Annotated in this window: 16 protein-coding genes; all 16 read left to right on the forward strand. The window is 48.9% G+C overall.

Annotated elements, in window-relative coordinates:
* The first annotated feature begins 2 nt into the window (after window positions 1–2).
* Window positions 3–1,967 carry a methyl-accepting chemotaxis protein gene (locus tag HUU10_08875; GenBank protein ID NUQ81708.1) on the forward strand — a complete coding sequence of 655 codons (1,965 nt, stop codon included), beginning with the start codon at window positions 3–5 and terminating at the stop codon, window positions 1,965–1,967.
* Window positions 1,960–3,927, forward strand: a complete 1,968-nt coding sequence (locus HUU10_08880) for a methyl-accepting chemotaxis protein (GenBank protein ID NUQ81709.1) — start codon at window positions 1,960–1,962, stop codon at window positions 3,925–3,927. Before HUU10_08875 ends, HUU10_08880 begins: the two co-directional genes overlap by 8 nt.
* 10 nt (window positions 3,928–3,937) lie before the next feature.
* A complete protein-coding gene (cheB, locus tag HUU10_08885) occupies window positions 3,938–4,978 on the forward strand; it encodes a chemotaxis-specific protein-glutamate methyltransferase CheB (protein NUQ81710.1) in 1,041 nt (346 codons plus the stop codon).
* Between the two features lies 1 nt (window position 4,979).
* Entirely contained in the window at window positions 4,980–6,557 is a 1,578-nt protein-coding gene (locus HUU10_08890) for a hypothetical protein (GenBank protein NUQ81711.1), read from the forward strand.
* The gene (locus tag HUU10_08895; protein NUQ81712.1) at window positions 6,557–6,934 is read left to right on the forward strand and encodes an Hpt domain-containing protein; all 378 of its coding nucleotides are present in this window, start codon (window positions 6,557–6,559) and stop codon (window positions 6,932–6,934) included. Before HUU10_08890 ends, HUU10_08895 begins: the two co-directional genes overlap by 1 nt.
* A 9-nt stretch (window positions 6,935–6,943) precedes the next feature.
* Entirely contained in the window at window positions 6,944–10,213 is a 3,270-nt protein-coding gene (locus HUU10_08900) for an Hpt domain-containing protein (protein ID NUQ81713.1), read from the forward strand.
* 8 nt (window positions 10,214–10,221) lie between these two features.
* Window positions 10,222–11,397 (forward strand): methyl-accepting chemotaxis protein, encoded by a 1,176-nt coding sequence (locus HUU10_08905; protein ID NUQ81714.1) that lies wholly within the window; start codon window positions 10,222–10,224, stop codon window positions 11,395–11,397.
* Between the two features lie 8 nt (window positions 11,398–11,405).
* Window positions 11,406–12,551 (forward strand): response regulator, encoded by a 1,146-nt coding sequence (locus HUU10_08910; GenBank protein ID NUQ81715.1) that lies wholly within the window; start codon window positions 11,406–11,408, stop codon window positions 12,549–12,551.
* Window positions 12,552–12,564: 13 nt separating this feature from the next.
* Entirely contained in the window at window positions 12,565–14,736 is a 2,172-nt protein-coding gene (locus HUU10_08915) for a response regulator (GenBank protein NUQ81716.1), read from the forward strand.
* A gap of 181 nt (window positions 14,737–14,917) precedes the next feature.
* Window positions 14,918–15,715 (forward strand): SCO family protein, encoded by a 798-nt coding sequence (locus HUU10_08920; GenBank protein NUQ81717.1) that lies wholly within the window; start codon window positions 14,918–14,920, stop codon window positions 15,713–15,715.
* Between the two features lie 4 nt (window positions 15,716–15,719).
* Window positions 15,720–17,336 carry a cbb3-type cytochrome c oxidase subunit I gene (locus tag HUU10_08925; GenBank protein ID NUQ81718.1) on the forward strand — a complete coding sequence of 539 codons (1,617 nt, stop codon included), beginning with the start codon at window positions 15,720–15,722 and terminating at the stop codon, window positions 17,334–17,336.
* Between the two features lie 21 nt (window positions 17,337–17,357).
* Window positions 17,358–17,999: a cytochrome c oxidase subunit 3 family protein gene (locus HUU10_08930; protein NUQ81719.1), complete on the forward strand. Its 642-nt coding sequence runs from the start codon at window positions 17,358–17,360 to the stop codon at window positions 17,997–17,999.
* 12 nt (window positions 18,000–18,011) lie between these two features.
* Window positions 18,012–18,308, forward strand: a complete 297-nt coding sequence (locus tag HUU10_08935; protein NUQ81720.1) for a cytochrome C oxidase subunit IV family protein — start codon at window positions 18,012–18,014, stop codon at window positions 18,306–18,308.
* A 6-nt stretch (window positions 18,309–18,314) separates the two neighbouring features.
* The gene (gene coxB, locus HUU10_08940; protein NUQ81721.1) at window positions 18,315–19,229 is read left to right on the forward strand and encodes a cytochrome c oxidase subunit II; all 915 of its coding nucleotides are present in this window, start codon (window positions 18,315–18,317) and stop codon (window positions 19,227–19,229) included.
* Window positions 19,229–20,104: a protoheme IX farnesyltransferase gene (locus tag HUU10_08945; GenBank protein ID NUQ81722.1), complete on the forward strand. Its 876-nt coding sequence runs from the start codon at window positions 19,229–19,231 to the stop codon at window positions 20,102–20,104. The genes coxB and HUU10_08945 overlap by 1 nt, the downstream gene beginning before the upstream one ends.
* A 65-nt stretch (window positions 20,105–20,169) precedes the next feature.
* The gene (locus tag HUU10_08950; protein NUQ81723.1) at window positions 20,170–20,559 is read left to right on the forward strand and encodes a cytochrome c; all 390 of its coding nucleotides are present in this window, start codon (window positions 20,170–20,172) and stop codon (window positions 20,557–20,559) included.
* The last annotated feature ends 13 nt before the right edge of the window (window positions 20,560–20,572 follow it).

Here is a 20,572-nt window from a genome sequence, read left to right on the forward strand (position 1 = left end):
GCATGATCAAGACAACCAGTATCCAACAAAAATTCACATGGGTCGTTCTGGCCCTGTCGTTGGTTCTTGTTGCTGTGGTTTCCTGGATGGCCCATCAATCGGCCCGGGAATTGATTCTATTACGTTCGGATGAATTGTACCGGGCGAAAGCATCTGGTCTGTCCGGTGAGCTCGAAAGTGCTCTGCATCAATATGAGGCCATGGTGGTCTATCTCACAGGTCAGCCGACCATCCGCCGGATTCTTACGGACCATGATTATGCTGATTTCCGTCAACGGAAGTCAGATATGGACTGGCAGACCTTCCGCACGACCTATATGCAGGCCATGGTGAAGAATTATGGTGGAACTGTGCGTCTGATGTATGTCGGGAGCCAGAAACATGGCGAAAATTACCGTCACAACGACACTGCTTACACCACTTACGATGCCCGCACCAGAGTCTGGTATCAATCGGCTGTCCGGTCGGATGGACTGGCTTATACCAGCTACCTTGCTCATTCACGGAAAAACATCGATGTCACCATTTCCGCTCCAATCTATGAGTCCGGGCGGCTTTTGGGTGTGGCCGGTGTTGACCTGGCCACAGATCGTTTGATCAATGCACTGGCCAGGGCCATGACGGATTCGGTCACCACGCCCATGGTCATCGATTCGGTTGGAAGAATACTGTACCATCCCAACAACCAGTTTTTATTAAAGCACATTTCGGATACAACCATCAGTTTTGCGCCTGAATTTGTTTCATCTGTTCAGAGCCTGCTAAAGACAAAAGCTGAAAAGTCCATTTACGAATCTCTGACCGGTGCCAACCACTACCTCTACGCACATCCCATCGGTTCGATGGGCTGGATGGCCGTACTGGATGTGAAGGAAGATGCCATTCTTGAACCCACCAATGACCTGTTAAAATCGATTCTTCTGATCGATGGACTGGTGTTGTTATTAATCGTATTGTCTGCCGGATTTATCGTCAGGCGGATGATCAGGGTGCTTGTGAAAGTGGTTGAACGCATGAAAGCCATTGCCCAGGGCAATTCGCTTCGTGGACAGAAAATGGAAATAACGGGCAATGATGAGTTTGCAGAACTGGCCTATTGGTTCAACGAATTTGCCGATAAATACCAGAAGCTTTTTGATCAGCTGGAACAGCGTGGGCAGCAGATCGCAGAACTGGCCGACCAGCTGGCACATTCGGTCACTCAGTTGAATTCTGCAACGGTTGAACAATCTTCAGCCGTCGTGGAAACCACCAGCACGGTGGAAGAAATGTATCAGTCGAGTGTAAACATTGCAGAAACGGCCGGTACGGTGTCCCGTAATGCTGGTGTCAATCAGAATCTGTCCAGACAGGGTGTGGATCTGATGCGTGCACTGGTCAGACGCATAGAGGATATCGAGAAAAACAATCAGCACCGGACCCATGATGTCATCCAGATGAAGAAAAAGGTCAACCGGATTAACGAAATCATGTCTCTGATCCGGTCCATTAATGAACAGACCAAACTGATTGCCTTTAATGCGGCTCTGGAGGCCTCGGGTGCCGGAGAAACCGGTAAACGGTTTGCAGTGGTGGCGAATGAGATCAGGCGACTGGCCGATACCATTCAGGAGTCGATGGAGGAAATCCGTCTGATGACCGATGAAATTCAGGCACAGACTCAGCAATTGATTAAAGGAACCGAGGAAAATACGCAATATATCACCACCGGGGTGCAGTCGAGCCGCGATGTTGAAAACCAATTCAATACGATTTTCAGTGCGACCCAGACTGTGGTTTCATCGACCCAGCAGATCGAATTGGCAACCAATCAGCAAAAAATCGCCAATGAGCAGATAGTGGCAACCCTCCATGATCTTTCCCAGGCCATCGGTCACGTGGTGGCCATGTCCGGAGAGGTCGGGCAGATTGTGAAGGAACTGGAATCCATTGCCGCCGTATTCAAAAAAGGGGATCTGAATGGCTGAAACCAGCATTCGAACGCGGACCTTTTTATTTTTCCTTTCCGCAGGTCTGCTGGTCATGATCGTTTTTTCGGTTATTTCCTTTCGTGTAGCTGATCATTTACTCAGAACCACTACTGTGAAAAGTTATTCTGAGCAATTGCTTGCCATGCGGATGCTGCTGACATCGCAGATTGATAATTATGTTCTACAGGTAGAGAGCTACGCCACTTACAATCCCGATCTTGAACTGCTTCTGTCCAGACGCACAACAGCGGAGTACCTGCAGCGTGAAACCGATCCGGTCTGGAACCGGGTCTTACCTGCCATGAAGCGGAACAAATCTCAATCCGGAAATACCATCCGGGTGGTGTATGCCGGTTCGGAAAATCACGGTCAGCTTTACAGTAATCTGAATCAGTCCACGGCCGGAAAAGGGTATGATTGCCGCCAACGCCCCTGGTACATCGCCACCCGTCAGTCGCTGAAAACAACCATTGCATCCTACGGTGATTTCAACCGGGAAAAGGCAGCGGTAACCATTGCCACTCCTGTGATCTCATCTGCAAATGGAGAGTATCTTGGTGCCTATGGTGCAGACATCAGCGTTCAGCAGATATTAAAAACGCTTCGTTACACGGGACAGGATCATTTACTTACGTTACAGGTAGCCGATGAATCGGGGCGAATCCTTTCGGTTGAAGACACGTTGTTTTCGGGTGCGACCCTGAAGGACACAGTCTGGCCGGATGGTTTGACCGATTCAATGTTTACAGTCTGGACATCGGGATTGAATCCCGACTCTGTTTCGGTGACTGATCTGGCAGGCCGATACCTGCTTGGAATACGGCTGGCCCAACCCGGTTGGTACCTGATTGGTACACTGGATCAGGCCGAAATCCGGTCCGGTCTTACCCGGATTGTCTACATGCTGATCCTTTTCAACCTTGTGGCCCTGGCCGGTCTTGTGGTTCTTTTATGGATTTTTTCAGGAAAGATCATCCGGCCAATCAAGGCCATGACACAAATGATGAGTCAGGTGGCGTCGGGTGGAGGGTTTAAATTTACCGGGTCATCACTTCCCGATCGGGAAATGCAGGAATTACAATCGGCGATTTTATCGGTTTCGAAAGCACAGGCGGCTGTGATTGAACGAATCAAGGATGCAGGAATCCAGCTTTCGATGGTGAGTGACCGGATCAATGGTATGATGGGAACGTTCAGAGAGTCGACCGTCCACCTGTCATCATCGGTGGCCCAGACCACCTCCTCCATGGAAGAAATGGCCGCGACGGGAGATCAGATCAGTCAGAGTGCGGGTGAGGTGAACCGGCTGGCCACCCGTACCTCGGTCAGTGCCCGGAACGGAGAGGATAGTTTTAATGAACTGGTCAGGCAGATGGAGGGAATCCGTCGGCAGAATGAACAGCGAAGTCAGGATATTATTGCTTTAAGCAAAAAGGCATCCCGCATCACTGAAATCATCTCCATTATCAGTGGAATTAATGAACAGACCAAGATTATTGCCTTTAATGCTGCGCTCGAGGCTTCGAATGCGGGTGAGACCGGCAAACGATTCGAGGTCGTGGCTGGTGAGATCAGAAGACTGGCAGATACGGTTCAGGAATCGACCGATGAAGTGAAGGCCATGATCAGAGAGATGCAGGAATCGGTTCAGAACCTGATTAAAAACTCTGAAGAGGCAGGAAAGACGATTTATCAGGGAGTGGGAATGGTGAGGGATTTGTCGGTGACCATGCGGGATTTCGCCGGATCTGCAGAGGAAACCAGCCAATCTGCCGGACAGATTCAGCAGTCGACCACTCAGCAAAAAGTGGCTGGCGAGGAAATTGTTTCCACCCTTCATCTGATCACCCGGACGATGGATCAGCTGGCTGCCATGAGTGGTGAACTTTCAGCCACCGCAGATGAACTGAATGATTTATCGGTCAAGCTCGTAGAAATGGCCATTATCAATGCCTGAGGGATTGGCGATGACAGACAAAAAAACCAGTGTTCTGATTGTGGATGATTCTGCAACCGTCCGCGATATTTTCCGAGCTATTTTTGAATCGGATCCGTCTGTTGAGGTGGTCGGGGAGGCGGCGAACGGTGAGGAGGCGATCCGGTTGGTTGAAAAACTGAAGCCATCCATCATCACCATGGATGTCTTTATGCCGGTCATGAATGGACCAGAGGCCATTCAGCAGGTAATGGCCACCCGGGCGACGCCGATTCTGGTGGTGACGACCGCAAAGGAATCTACCATTGCCTTTCAATGTCTGAGCAAAGGGGCACTCGAGGTCATTGAAAAACCCGATTTCAAATATATACAGGATGAAAGTAAACGAAACAGTCTGATTTCGAAGCTGAAGACACTTTCCAGGGTTCCGGTGGTCACCCATCTGGCCGGTAAAAACCGGGCAACCCGTGCTGATGTTAAACCTGCTGATAGCGGAAGGCGGATTGTAGCCATCTGTTCAAGCACCGGGGGCCCCAAAGCATTGTCTGTGTTATTTGGTCAGTTTCCATCCGATTTTCCGTATCCGGTTGTGGTGACCCAGCACATGTATGAAGGTTTCGTGGCCGGGTTGGTGGAATGGCTGCAGACAACCACTCCACTAAAAGTCAAAATTGCAGAGCAGGGTGAGTCCCTGCAGCCCGGGACGATCTACATTGCTCCCACAGGAAAACATCTTGAGATATCCATGGCAGAAACAGTCCGGCTGACCGACGATCCGCTGATTGAGGGACACCGGCCGTCGGGTGAAAAATTATTTGCCTCGGTTGCCAAAGCCTTTGGTGCCCGGGCCATCGGAATTATCCTTACCGGGATGGGGGGAGATGGTTCCACTTCACTTGGTCAGATAAAAAAGGCAGGCGGATTGACCATTGCACAGGATGAAAAAACCTGTGTGGTTTTTGGAATGCCGAGGGAAGCCATTCAAAAAGGGTCGGCCACGGAAGTTCTTCCCCTACCGGAAATTGCTCCGTTTGTTCTCCGGTTCCTGAACCGGAAAGAAAGGGTGGCCTGATTTGCAGACCGCTTCACCAGCGTTTCAGAAGTTCTGTCAGACCATTACCGACCGGTATGGAATCGTGATAACCCGCGATCAGCAGGATATTCTGGCCCGGTATGTTCCCGGCAGGATGTCCTATTTCGGGTATCAGTATTTCGAAGATTATCTGACGTGGCTGTCGGGAAAGGCAAGCGAGACCGAATGGGAACAGTACATCAGTCTGATCACCAACAATGAAACCTACTTTTTCAGAGAGCCCAACCATTTCAGAATACTGGATACTCAGATTCTGGATGAGTTATTGAAACAGGCCAATGGCAAGCGAAAAGTGCGGTTGTGGTCCTGTGGGTGTTCATCGGGGGAAGAACCGTATTCACTTGCCATGCTGGTGAGAGACAAGTACGGTGAGGCGGTTTTAAGGGATCAGTTCGAAATCCTGGCCAGTGATCTTGATCAGAAGATATTGCAATCAGCCCGGTCGGCGCTGTACGGCCGTAATTCATTCAGAGTGAAGGAACACAATTACATTCTCAGTCACTTTGAGAACCTTCCGACCGGTAAATATCAGTTGGAGGAAAAGATAAAAAGTCAGGTCCGGTTTTTCAGGTACAATGTCTGTGAGGACATGGATAAAATACCCGAACTGCAGGAACCGGTCGATCTGGTCTTTTTCCGGAATGTGTCCATCTATTTCACGGCAGAAACACTTAAAAAGGTGCATACCCGTATTCAATCCAAACTGGTCATGAACGGATATTTATTCGTTGCCAGTTGTGAGACCATGCTGCATGATATTGGTTTGCTGAAGCTTACCGATCATCATGGTGCCTTTGTCTTCAAAAAGGCCCTGTCCTCTAATCAACCCGAGACGGTGAAGTATCAGCCCGCATCGGTGATACCACCGAAAACCGACCGCGTGGAAAGTCCGGCAGCCGTTCCTCAAAGTTATGAAGCGCTTCTGAAGCATATCAGGGGAGTCATGGACCGGCGACAGGCAACTCCGTCTGTTCAGACCGCTCCTACCCGAAAACCGGCAGAATCCGAGCTGGCAGAAACGGTCACTGCTGCGATCCGTCAGAACCAGGAACAATTAACCGACCTGGCCGTTCTTCGTTTACACGAGGATCTGTTTGAAGAAACGCTGGCTTTGCTGCGTTCGAAGAAGGACCCCACGCTGAATGATCTGAGCATCATGGCGTATGCCAATTTATCGCTCAGCCGTTTTGATGAAGCCATGGAGTTAACAGACCGGATGAAAAAGCAGTATGAATTTTCACCGGTCGGGTATCTGATGGAAGGGTTAATTCATAAACTTCAGAGTAAAACAGATCTGGCGATTGCAGCCTTCCGGCGATCCATTTATCTGGACCTCAACTTTGCCACCCCACACTTTCATCTGGGCACCATTTATCAGCAGACCGGAAAACTGCCGATGGCCATCAATGAATTTGAATTGACACTGCGACTGATTGATAAGAACAAAAAGCAACTGGTCATTTTCAATAAACCCGATGTGTCGCTCGATTATATCCAGTACGTCGTTCAGCGACTACTTAAAACCATACAGCAAGATTATTCAGGGAGGGTCTCCTGATGCAGCTTAATCAGGCCATGTTTATCGATAAATTTTGTTCGGAAGCCATACAGGTCAAGGAAAAACTGGAAGCTTCGCTGGCAAACCTTCAGGAAAATCCGGCGAATAACGACGAGATCATGGTGATAAAACGGTCGAGTCATTCACTGAAGGGGCTCAGCCTGATGTTAAAATTCACTGCTGTGGGGCAGCTGATGTCTGCCATGGAACAGGCCAGTGAAAAGTATGCGACTGCCGGACGGGGAGCCGACCCAGATTACCTTTACCGGGTAATGGAAGTGGTGGCTGCGCTGGACGAGTCGATAGAAACCATTAAAGCAGGCAACGGAAATTCGCTGAATTGGGATTCTCTGACAGCCAAGGTCAAACAATTGTAAGGACTGGATATGCCGGGATTTGACAGTTCGAAATTTGCTGCCAGGTTTGTGACCGAGAGCCGCGAAAAGCTCGCCGGGATCAGAGAGCAGCTGGGCTCCGGACCACTGAGCGATCATCCTGATTCGCTGGATGCAGTCCGGAAGTATGTTCATGGCCTCAATGGTGTGGCCAACATGCTTAAATTTTCGACCATAGGTCAATTGGCGGCCGAGTTTGAAGGGATACTTAAATCTCTGGTGGATGGAAAACGTGAAACCCGTACCTGGATTCATCAGCTTGTGGACCGTTTTGCGACGATTGTGGATGAGGAACTGGCACGGATTGAAGCAGATGCACGCGCAGAACAACACGTGCACCCGTTTCTTGACCAATTAAAAAGTATTGCGGCCGGAGCAGATTTTACTGCTGAACCGGTGCGAGAAGCTGACAAACCCGAGGAAGATAAACGGTTCAGTAAAGAGCGGTTTCTGAAAAAGTTTCTTGAAGAAGCATCGGGTTACATCCGGGAACTGGAAGGAATTCTTCAGTCGGTTCAATCGGCTGCTGATCTTGCCGGCAAGCAGACCGACCTTAAAAACGTGGCCCATGCATTCAAGGGATCTTCCCGATTGCTTGGTTTTGATGATTTGTCCTCCAGTCTGGAAAAACTCGAAGATTACTTTATTGATAACATCAAGACAGGGCGGACCCTCCCTGCCCATTTCCGGACTGATTTTCAACAGGTCATTCTCACCCTTCAGGCTGCTTTAAAGCGGATTTCCGGCGAGGATTCAGAGACTGAGATTAAGCTGACCCTGGCTGAAACGGTTGAAAAAATTATTGCCCCCACGACCGAACTCCCTGCAGAAAAGCCACTTCCTGCTCCTGCCCCTGCAGCCGACAAGCCGGCACCGAAAGAACCTGAACAGAAGGAAGTGAAGCAACCGGCCGCTCAGCCTGCCAAAAAATTCGACCGGTCCATTTTCATTTCAAAGTTTGTGGATGAGTCCATCGAGAATATCGACCTGCTGGGAGATACCCTTCTCAAATTGGAACAAACAAAGGGTGATCAGGATCTGACCAGGGAATGTATGCGACTGGCTCACATTCTTAAAGGGTCGGCCCGCATGATCGGATTTAAATATCAGGGGTCCGTTCTTCATAAAATGGAAGACCTGCTGAATGAGTTCGTGAACAACGGACTGGTCATGACCGACCCGCATGTTGAGCTTCTGCTGGTGGCTTGTGATCATTTGAAGGAAAACCTGCAGACGATCAAACGGGAGCAGACAGAGATACAACCCCTTGTGGCCCTGACTGAGGCACTGGATGCAGCAGTAGGCCGCCAGACCTTTACCATTCCTGTGGTGGCCAACCGCAATCTGTCAGAATTACCAGAGGACGCAGCCAGACAAGAAGCTGCCAGGCAGGAAACAGCCCGACAGGTTGCTTCCCAGCAGGAAAAGGTTCAGGAACGGAGGATGGTGGATCCCACTCCTCAACCGGTTGAGGAACCAAAGGAAAAAATATACAAAATCGAACCCGAGCCAGGTGAACCCGGAGGTCCGCCATCGAAAGATGTCACCATCAGAAAGTTTGGAGATACCATCCGGGTTAATACAAATAAACTGGATGAAACCATCAAACTGGTGGGTGAATTGCTGATCAACCGGCAACGTTCGCAGATTCGTCTGACCGAATTGCAGCATCTGCGGAAACTGATGAAAAATTTTGTTTATCAGCTGAGCACCATGGTTCAGGGCAGTGAGGATGAATCCAGCCGTGAAATTGTACGGCAGGCCGAACGGTTTCTTTCCATGCTTGAAGGTCAGGCTCACCGTCAGCGGGAGGATATGGCCTTTCAGGATCTCATCATTAATGAGCTTCAGAACAACACCATCAAAATGCGGATGGAACCGCTGAATGTGATTTTTAATGCGTTCCCCAGAGCCGTCCGTGACATGGCAAAGGCGCTGAACAAACAGGTTGAGCTGGTCATTCAGGGTGACGAGACTGAACTGGACCGGAAAATGATTGAGAAACTCACCGATCCCATGATTCATCTGCTGAGGAATGCCATTGATCACGGAATTGAATCACCGGAGGAACGCGAGCGCATGGGTAAACCCCAGCGTGGGCTGGTCAGAATCAGGGCATCGGCCGAAGGAAGCAACATTGTCATCCTCATTCAGGATGATGGCCGGGGGATCGACATTGACCGGATCAGGGAAAAAGCGCTGTCTAAAAAGCTATTCGATACAAAAGCAGAAGTCGATGCCCTGAATGAAGTTGAGGTGATGAAATTGATTTTCATGCCCAATTTTTCAACCGCAAAAATTATCACGGATCTCTCTGGCAGGGGTGTGGGGCTCGATATTGTTAAAAAGAACATTGAGGATCTGAAAGGCTTTATCTCGGTGGATTCCATTTTTGGCCGCGGAACCACCTTTACCATCAAGCTTCCACTGACTCTGACGACCCTGCGCGCCATCATCTGTACCGCTGGCAGTCAGAAGTGGGCCATTCCGATTTCTGCCATTAAACGAACATTGGTGATCAGAAAATCTGAAGTTATTGAAGTGGTCGATCGGGATGCCATCCGGTTGGATAACCAGATTATTCCATTGGTCCGGTTATCTAAAACTCTCGAGCTGAAGGATGAAAATGATTTTCCGGAAAAACTGATGGTGATTGTTGGCTATTTTGGCAAGGAGCAGATTGCCTTTGTGGTCGATGACATTGCAGAGGAAACCGAAATTGTCATTAAACCGATACCCATTCTGATCAAGAAGGTTAAAAACATCAGCTCGGTCACTGTTTCGCTGAATGGTGAAATCATACCAATTCTGTTCATGCCCGAGTTGCTTAATTCGGCAAAACTGGTACAGGAAGGCCTTAAAGAGCCGGTCATGATCAGCAAGACACGTGAAAACATTCATAGAGTGCTGGTGGTGGATGACTCACTGAATACCCGGGAAATCGAAAAGACCATACTCGAGGCCTATGGCTATCAGGTTGAAACAGCCCGCGATGGGGTCGATGGCTATGAAAAAGCCATGGAAGGCTCTTATGACATCATTGTTTCGGATCTGGAGATGCCGCGTCTGAACGGATTTGGTATGATCGAGAAATTACGGCACGAGTCGAAGTACTCCACCATTCCGATCATCATTGTGACCAGCCGCGAAAATGAAAATGACAAGCGCCGCGGAATTGAAGTCGGTGCCAACGCCTATATCATCAAAGGAAGTTTCGATCAGACCAGTCTGATTGATACCATCGAAAGTTTGTTAGCCTGAGGAGCATCATGCTGAAAATCCGCGAGTTTATTATCAATACCCAACGATATGGCACATTTAATGTGTCCTCGTTTTACTATTTCCTGGTCTTCTTTGCCATGGTGGCCCTGGCGGTTTCGGTCCTGTTCGCAGTTTTTGGAGTGAACTGGATGACCATACTGGCCACCTTTCTGGCTGCACTGTTTTGTGCCTGGATCAGCAACCTGATTTTTCAGACACTGGCAGTGATTGTTGAGGATATTTTCAGGGAATTTCAGGCAGATCCCACTGCGCGCATTCAGATACAAGGGTCGAATGAACTCGGGACCATTGCGGCGATGGTGAATGACTTGCTGGACCGGAATGCCTCGATGCGCAATGAGATTAACAGCGCCAACGAGCGAATAAGAAACCTGATGGAATCGCTGAACCGTCAGTTGGTTGACAATGCAGAAGCTTCTTCAACCCAGAGTTCTTCGATTGCACAGACCACCGCCACCATCAAGGAACTGGCTGCATCGGCGCAGAAGATTGTGGAAGAGACCACCACGGTGGTAACGCTGGCAGAAGCGACTCAGGAATCGGCTCAGAAGGGTACGCAGGCCATAGCCAACATGCTGGAACGGATGAGTGAAATCCAGAATGAAAACCAGCGCCGGATTCATGAGATTGTGATTCTGGGTAAAAAGGCCCAGGAAATCGAGAAAGTCATGGATATCATCAATGACATTGCTTCGAACACCAAAATCATCGCCTTTAACGCAGGAATTGAAGCGGCATCATCTGGTGAGGAAGGCAAACGATTTGGAACCGTTGCAACCGAAATCAGAAAACTGGCAAACACAGTTTCGAATTCAACCGCCGAAATCCGGGATAAAATCAAGGAAATTCAAAAGACCACCAACGAACTGGTTATCGTTTCTGAGGAAGAAACCAAGAAAATTCAGAACGGGGTCGAAACTGCACAAACCATGGTAAAGGAACTGACCGAGATTCTCGACAAAGCGGATAAGACCCTTGATTGGGTCAAGCAAATATCACTGGCTACCCAGCAGCAGCTGACTGCCAGTGAGCAGGTTGCCGTGGTTCTTCATGATATTTCGGATGGGGTCCGACGCTTTTCGACCGCCATCAACTCAACCCGTGAGACGTCTGAGGAATTGAAACAACTGGCCGGAACACTTCAATCCATTACGAGGAAGTAAAGAGCCTAGTGGCATCTCAACCATCTTCTTCTCATTTATCGAGACCTGCTGCAGGACCGCGGGCAAAAAAGGGCCCGGTTCAGCGTGAAAAACCGTTGATTCTGATTGCAGATGACAGTCCGACCGTTCTGGATATTCTTAAGTTTATTCTGGAAACAAACGGCATGGACACACGGCTGGCCATTAACGGAGTGGAGGCAGTCCAGATGGTCTACCGCGATCTTCCCGATCTGGTAATTCTGGACCTGGAAATGCCAAAGATGAGTGGGTATCAGGTGTGTCGCCTGCTGAAAAGTGATCCGACCACTTCGTTTATTCCCATCATAATCCTGACCAGCAAGTCCTACAAGCAGAATAAGTTCTGGGGTTTATACTCGGGTGCAGATGATTATCTGACCAAGGATTTTGAAATTGATCAGCTGGTGGGGCGTGTCCGGTTTCATTACGGCAACCGGGGAAAACTCACCGAAATCAAGCATCCCGTTCCCAAGGAGATCAACGAAGAGCAGATCATTGAGAACGTGAACGAGGCATTGGATCAGAAACTATTCGAAACCACCATTATCTTTGAGATTGCACAGGTGGCGCTCAGTGCGGGTACACTCGATGAGAAGATCAGCAAGGTCCTGACGCTGATGAACCGCGTCTGCGATTTTACCGTTGCCAGTATTTTTATTACTGAGGCGGGGCAGGGCCGGTTGTTTCTGGAAAATCCGGGAATGGCCAGTGAGACCTACATTTTCAATCATGTTGAGCTCGTGATGCTGGAATCTCAGAACTTCGACATGCGTTTTGATACACAGAAGGTCATGATCAATCAATGGGAGACCGGAACGGACCGCGGAGGACAGTATAATCACATTCAGTCCTCTGTCAGTTTTCCGCTGAAGATCAGAGGGGTTACACAGGGATTGGTCAGTTATTCGCATTATTCGAATGGCATGTTCCCCGATGTGGTATCGCATCTGCTCAGCCGGTCTGCCGATCAGATGGCCATTCTGGTGGATGAGGCCATTCTGTTCCAGGAATATTCAAAATTGCGGGGTGACTTGCTCAGTCATGCCACCCGTGTCTTTTCAGAAGTGATGAAAAATGCCCGTGAGACCGAAAAACTGATGCGCGGGAAGATGAATCAGATCTCTCCGTGGATCTGATCGAGGAGAAGGAATGTCGAGAGAAAATCCAAAAATTCTGATAGCCGATGATAGTCCGACCATTGTCGATATCATGAAATTCATGCTGGAAGCATCCGGTTATGAGGTTGTAACGGCTACAAACGGACTCGAGGCGATTATAACCGCCTTCCGGGAGGACCCCGATCTGGTCCTGCTTGATGTGGAAATGCCGAAAATGAACGGCTATCAGGTTTGCCGTTACCTGAAAGAAGACCGGTATATGAAACAAATTCCGGTCATTATTCTGACTTCTCATGCCCAGAAAAAAATGCGGTTTCTGGGAGTCTATACCGGTGCAGACGAGTACATGATCAAGGATGATGATCATGAACAGCTGCTGAACCGCATTGAATATTACATCAACCGGAGAAAGAATACCGGTTCGATGCTGAAAGATGGCCGGAATGCACAGGTCACCGAAGTATCGGTGATGGAAACGATCAATTCCATTCTGGATAAGAAGCTGATTGAGTCGACCATTATCAATCAGGTTGGCCGGCTGGCAGCCAATCTTGACCGCTTTGAACTGGTGGTCAACTCGATTTTCGGGCTGATCGAAAAGATGGAGGAGTTTGACTTTTCGGCCATTCTGGTCAGGGAACTGGGCGGAGCTCAGCTTTTTATACAAACCCAACGCGGGGTTCCTCAGGACCTGGTTGATAAGTTCCAGGCACGGATCATTCAGTCGGCCATCCATGCCGAAGTGATCATGGACGCTTCGAAGGTGACCACGAAGCTGATCCCCCGTACCGAACGGGGTGAATTTCAGGTGCCTGATAAAAAAGCGTCTGACGGAAAAAAGGACAATCTTAAATTTCAGGATAACCTGCTCAGAAGCCGTCAGGAACCGGTGGGAATTCTGGCTGTTGGAAACTTCAGCGATGAACCCCTGCATTCCGATATCGTGGAAACGTTGTCGATCCTGACCAATCACATTGCAACACTGCTCGATAACTGGCTGATCTGGAAACGGTACAATGATGTCAGTCAGACCCTGAATGTCCGTTTGCTGGAACTGAATGTTGAAATCCTGCATGATCTGCAGGCGTTTGCAGCCAGCCTCAGTAAAGTTTCCAATCTCGAGGAAATGACCCAGACGGTGATCCGTCAGATTCCGAAAATCATCCGGTCCTCCAAAATCAGTCTGATTATCAAGCGCAAGGTCGGAAACGAATTCCGGATGGAGAGTTTTGGCAAATGGGGAGATGAGTCATCCACCCTCATTTTTGACATTCTTGTTGAGTGGCTGATCACTGAGCAACTGAACAAAATCACCAATCAGAGTATTATCAATGACCTGAGCAAGATCAAGTTTTTCAGGGATCATAACCTGGATAAGAATCTGTGTCATAATATTCTGACCGTTCCGGTTTTTGTAGGGGATGATAAAATCGGATTGATCAGCCTGTTTGACCGGCAGGAAACCAATCAGTTCAGTCAGCAGGATCTGGAAATTCTGAAGTTTATATCGGGAATGGTGGCCCTCAGTCTGAAATCGGTCCTTGAAAATGATTTCACCGGAGGAGAAAGCATTCAGAACAACATTTATAAGCGGTTCATGTCGGATGAAATGGCCACGACCCTTTTACTTAATCCCGATCTGATCGATCTGGGTGGCTCGGTGCGCCACTCCACGCTGCTTTTTCTCGATCTGACGGGACTGGATGAATTGTATGCTTCGATTGAACCGAGACGGATTGTTCAGTTCGTCAATGATTTTCAGGAATCCATGACCCTTGAAGCGTTTAACCATGTCGGGGTTGTTGAAAAATACCGGGATCACGGCCTGAAGGTGGTATTTGGTATCCCCTTTAAACAAAAGGATGATGCCGAGCGTGCGGTTCAGGCGGCCATTGCCATGACCCATCGTTTTCGTTCACTGCTGACTCTGTATGATGACTTTCCGACTGCGGATATCGAGTTAAAAATTCTGCTCCACTGCGGTGATGTGGTCACTGCCCAGATCGGAAGCGAAAACCGGAAGGATTTTGCCTGCTTCGGGACAGCCAGCACACAGGCTAACCTGATTATGCGGATGCTGGACCGGATGGGAATTTACCTGACGGACCGGGTCATCATGGAACTGGAACATCCTTATGGTCTGAATCCAACCAATCTCAATACCGGCACCGAGGTTCAGATTTATCAGATGGCGGACTACTGACCAACCGTTTGTTGGAATTAGAAATTCATTAGAAGAACTGCCTGAGGGAATCCGGAAAGAACGAAAAACGCTTTCAGGATAAAAACCTGCATATCCGGCCTGAAATCGACGAAAAGACGACTTTCTCTTTATTCCGGACTGTATTGCTTACCGCTTTTTTATAATCTAACTTTAATGATTTATGAAGCATTTCATTATCCTTTCATGTCTTCTCGGATTGCTGGCAACACCAGTTCTGTCCAACAATCCGGCTGGTTCAGATACGACTGCTATTCCCATCGGGATTACCGAACAGTTGGGGAAATTCCTCCCTGATTCGGTTTACCTGACCGATGAGAACGGGAAGGTGGTTAATCTGAAATCACTGGTGAACAAGCCAACGGTTCTGGCCTTTGTATACTTTGACTGCCCGGGAATCTGCAGTCCGTTGCTGGATGGGGTATCGACAGTGGTTTCAAAGTCGGATCTTCTGGTTGGCAAGGACTATCAGGTGATCACCATCAGCATCGATTCTTCAGATACACCAGAAAAGGCCCTGCAGAAAAAGCACAATTTTGCTGACCGGATCACCAAGGGCAACGTCAGTGACGGTTGGCACTTTCTTACCGGGACTGAAGCAGAGATTCAGGAAATCACCCGGGCCACCGGATTCGGATTCAGGCGGGAAGGCCGGGATTTTGTTCACTCGGCGGCCATCATTGTGGTAAGTCCCCAGGCCAAGATTACCCGATATCTGTTTGGTACCTATTTTCTCCCCTTTGATCTGAAAATGGCTGTGATCGAGGCCAATGAGGGTAAAACCAGTCCGACCATTGCCAAAGTACTCAAGTACTGTTTTAATTATGACCCGGAAGGCCGCCGGTATGTTCTGAACGTGACCCGGGTAACCGGTACCCTGATTTTTCTGGGTGTGGCCACCCTTTTTATTGCATTGATATTTTTGCCAAAGCGAAACAAGAAAAAAGCGAACAAGGATTAAGCGTATGAGTGAAACCGTTCTCTCGGCTGGACACCGTCCTCCCAACTATCTGGAGATGGAAACCCGGCATAAGGGAATCTGGGCCTGGTTACTGGCGACCGATCACAAACGGATTGCCCTGTTGTACTTCTATTCCATGATGGTCATGTTTGTTCTGGGCGCTTTGCTCGGGGTAATCATCCGTCTGGAACTGATGGCTCCGGGAAAAACCCTGATAGAAGCACAAACCTACAACGGGCTTTTCACCCTTCATGGAATCATCATGATTTTCATGTTTGTGATTCCTGGTTTGCCCGCTGTCTTCGGTAACTTCGTCATGCCGATCATGATCGGAGCCAAGGACGTGGCCTTCCCCCGGGTAAATCTGCTTAGCTGGTACCTGTATCTGCTGGGTGCGTTCACCGTTCTTATTTCTCAGTTCATTGGTTCAGGTCCTCCCGACGGAGGCTGGACATTCTATGCCCCCTACAGCGTAAAGTCAGTTTATAACATTGGCTTTGCAGCGATGGGTGCCTTTTTACTCGGTTTTTCGTCAATCCTGACTGGTCTGAACTTCCTGGTGACCATCCATCGTCTTCGGGCAGAGGGGATGACCTGGGGTCGCCTTCCCCTGTTTGTATGGGCTCTTTATGCCACTGGCTGGATTCAGATTCTCGCCACTCCGGTTGTGGGTATCACGCTGGTCCTGATTGTGTTTGAAAGAGCTTTCAACCTTGGATTTTTTGATCCGCAGTTTGGCGGGGATCCTATTTTATTCCAGCACCTGTTCTGGATTTACTCACACCCGGCTGTTTACATCATGATCCTTCCGGCCATGGGTGCTATTTCGGATATCATTCCGACTTTCGCACGCCGGACCATCTTTGGTTATAAAGCCATTGTTGCCTCTACCATGCTCATTGCCTTCGTTGGTTATTTCGTCTGGGGGCACCACATGTATACTTCCGGAATGAGTGATACCGCCAAATGGATATTCTCGTTCCTGACCTTTCTGGTGGCCATTCCCTCTGCAATCAAGGTTTTTAACTGGATTGCCACGCTGTATAAGGGTTCAATTGATGTTCAACCACCGCTTCTGTATGCTGTGGCCTTCATTTTTACCTTTATGGTCGGCGGTTTCACAGGACTGGTTTTGGGGTCGGTGGCGCAGGACATCCACCTGCATGATACCACCTTCGTGGTCGGGCACTTCCATTACATTGTTTTCGGCGGTACCGGATTCGCCTTCTTCGGCGCCCTGCATTACTGGTACCCCAAAATGTCGGGTCGGATGTACAATATAAAACTTGCCAATATTGCATGGGGATTGTTTTTCTTCGGATTTAACTTCCTGTACTTCCCGATGTTTATCGCCGGTTACATGGGGATGCCCCGCCGGTACTATGATTATGTTCCGGATTTCTATATTCCCAACCTGATTTCAACCATGGGATCCTGGTTCCTGTATGCCGGAATCATTCTCATGCTGGTTAATCTCTGGAGGGGATTGAAAAATGGGGCACCTGCGCCTGACAATCCTTGGGGTGGAGTAACCATGGAGTGGAAAATCCAATCACCCCCAACTTACGAAAACTTCGACAAGGATCCGGTCTTTACTGACGGTCCGTATAAATTCAAATAAACAGAGATACAGGAAGTCAACATGAGTGATCATGCTCCAGCCGCACATGCACATGTGCACCGGGACGATTACGGCTCAAAATTGGGAATGTGGTTTTTCATATTCACCGAAATCCTGCTTTTCGGGGCCTTATTCATTGTATATGCCATTTACCGGTTCAAAAATCCCGATGCCTTCTTTGCTGCAGGCCAGCAACTGAGCACGGTATTCGGGACGATAAACACGGTTATTCTGCTGGTCAGTTCGATGACCATTGCCATGTCGATCTCGGCACTTCAGCAGAAACATAAAAAGCTGGCCATCTGGCTGATGGTGATCACGCTGGTGCTTGCTTCGTCCTTTCTGGTGAACAAGTATTTTGAATGGTCGGCCAAGTTCCATCATGGCATTTATCCGGGATCCGATGAGATGGCGGCTCTGGTTGCCAACGATCCGCTTGGTCAGGGGAAGAACCTCTTTTTCTTTCTGTATTACTTCATGACCGGACTCCATGGCGCCCACGTTATCATTGGGATGGGCTTCATCATTTTTGTTATGAGACAGGTAATGAGGGATGAACTGACCCATGATAATTTTGCCCGCCTCGAAAATGCCGGTTTGTACTGGCACCTGGTGGATCTGATCTGGATTTACCTCTTCCCGTTGTTCTATCTTATTCACTAAGGACGTACAATCATGAGTAACCATTCACACGATTCTCATCAGCACATTACGCCCTACAGCACCTACATTATTGTGCTTGCCATTCTGCTGGCCCTCACGGCCGTTACCGTTGCGGTTATTCTGGTCGATCTCGGAGTGCTGTCTGTGGCAGTGGCCCTGATTGTTGCCACCATAAAAGCAGCCATCGTTTTGTTGTATTTCATGCACCTGAAATATGACGACAAATTTTTCATGACCCTTGTCGCCATTGTCTTTGCAGTGTACACAGTGGTCATGGTCATCACCTTTTTTGACTACTTATTCAGGTAATCAACTATGTTTAACGGTACATCTCCCTTTGTGGAAGGCGTCGATAACACGTTTCTGTTTATCATCGTTATTTCACTCATCCTACTGATCTCGCTGACCTTCCTGATGATTTATTTCATCGTACGGTACCGGAAGGATAAGCACCCTGAAGCTGCTCAGATTGAAGGAAGCACCACGCTGGAAATCGTCTGGACGGTTATCCCGGGTATTCTGGTCATTCTAATGTTCTGGTTCGGCTGGAAAAGTTATGTTCCCATGAGGGAAGTTCCGGCCGATGCAATGAAAGTCACCTCTGTGGCCAGAATGTGGGGTTTTACCTTTAACTATGAGAATGGAAAGTCTTCACCCAAACTGGTGGTACCGGTAAATAAACCGGTCCGGGTACAGCTGGAAGCGGTTGACGTTCTTCACGCCTTTTACATCCCGGCCTTCCGGGTTAAAAACGACATGGTTCCCGGAAACAATGACCAATGGGTCTGGTTCACGGCGAACAAAACCGGTTCCTATGATCTGTTCTGTGCCGAATATTGCGGAACCCTTCATTCAGCCATGATCACGAAGGTGGAAGTGCTGACCGAGGAGGAGTTCACGGCCTGGTATGAAGGAACTGAACTCTCGGGAGAACAAAATGCAGGACTGACGGTCCTTCAGAACAATGCCTGTATTGCCTGCCATTCTCTGGATGGTGCACCGGGCGTCGGTCCCTCATTCAAGGGAATTCTGGGTCGCGAGACCCGTGTCCTGGTCGATGGGAAGGAACAGACTCTGGTGGCAGATGAAGAATACCTGATCCGATCCATTCTGAAACCCGATTCTGAAGTCGTGTCGGGATATCCGAAAGGGATCATGCAAACCTATGAAGGCAGACTGTCTGATCAGGATCTGCAGAACATTGTGGATTACCTGAAAACTCTTAAGTAATGAAACCTGCCAGCCGGTCATTCTGGTTAGAAACCCTTCCCGAACTCGGGAAATTCAGAATTACCATTGCCGTGTCGTTCACCACGATCACCGGCTTTATTCTGGCAACCGGCGGATTAAGTCTGACGGTGGTTCTTCCGACACTGGGTTTATTTATACTTGCCTGCGGATCTTCCGCCCTGAATCACTATCAGGAAGCTGCTACCGATGCCATCATGGAACGGACCAGGAATCGCCCCATCCCTTCCGGAAGGATCAGCCTGAGTGGTGCCCTGATTGTCGGAATGATCTGGGTACTGACCGGATCGGTCATTTTATATCTGTGTGCCGGATTTGTTGCGCTTCAGTTGGGCTTGCTGGCCCTGCTTTGGTACAATGGGGTTTACACACCGCTTAAGAAACGGACTGCCTTTGCGGTCATTCCCGGTTCGTTAATCGGTGCTATTCCACCGGCTGTCGGCTGGGTAGCAGGCGGTGGCGCCGTTTCTGATCCAAGAATTATTCTGGTGGCCTTCTTCTTCTTTATCTGGCAGGTTCCGCATTTCTGGCTTCTTTTGCTGAAATATGGAAGTGAGTATGAAAATGCCGGATTGCCTTCGGTAACCCGGTTTTACTCCGATTCTCAGATCAGGCGGATGACCTTTATCTGGACATCAGGAACCATTGCAACTGCACTGATGATTCCTCTGTTCGGTCTGATCACTTCATGGGTCCCCCTGGTCCTGTTGCTGCTTGGCTGTCTCTGGTTGTTTTTTGCCTTTGTCGGTCTTCTGAAGCCGGCCGGAACGACTTTGAATCCGGGAACCTATTTCCTGAAAATCAATCTGTTTGCTGTGCTGGTGATGGTTTCCCTGATCATGGATCAGTTTATCTGAAAAACAAAAGTGTATTTTAACCGGTTTAACCGTTAAATTCGCCGTTCTTTATAAAAGGTGTCCACATGAAACCAATGCTCCTGATACTTTCCCTTTCCCTTCTGACCGTCAGTGGTCTGATGGCTCAGACCAAACCTGCTGCAAAAGCTGCCACAGGTGATGTTGAAAAAGGCAAAGCTCTTTATGCCAAACTCAACTGTCAGACCTGCCACAGTGCAGCCGCCATTGCCCCGGCCATGAAGGATGTGATCGGAAAATACAAGGATGCCGATGCCCTGATGAAAATGCTGGCTGCACCTGTAAAAAGCGGAAAGTACCCTGCAGCCATGCCCCCGGTGAAAGTTACCAAAGATGAAGCAAAACAATTGCTTGCATTTATCCAGGACGATGTGAAAAAGGCTGCCAAACCCGGTACTGCCTCGGATAAAACAAAGAAAACCGAAAAGAAAAACTGAAATTGATACTTAT

Source organism: Bacteroidota bacterium, assembly GCA_013360915.1.
Classification (GTDB): Bacteria; Bacteroidota; JABWAT01; order JABWAT01; family JABWAT01; genus JABWAT01.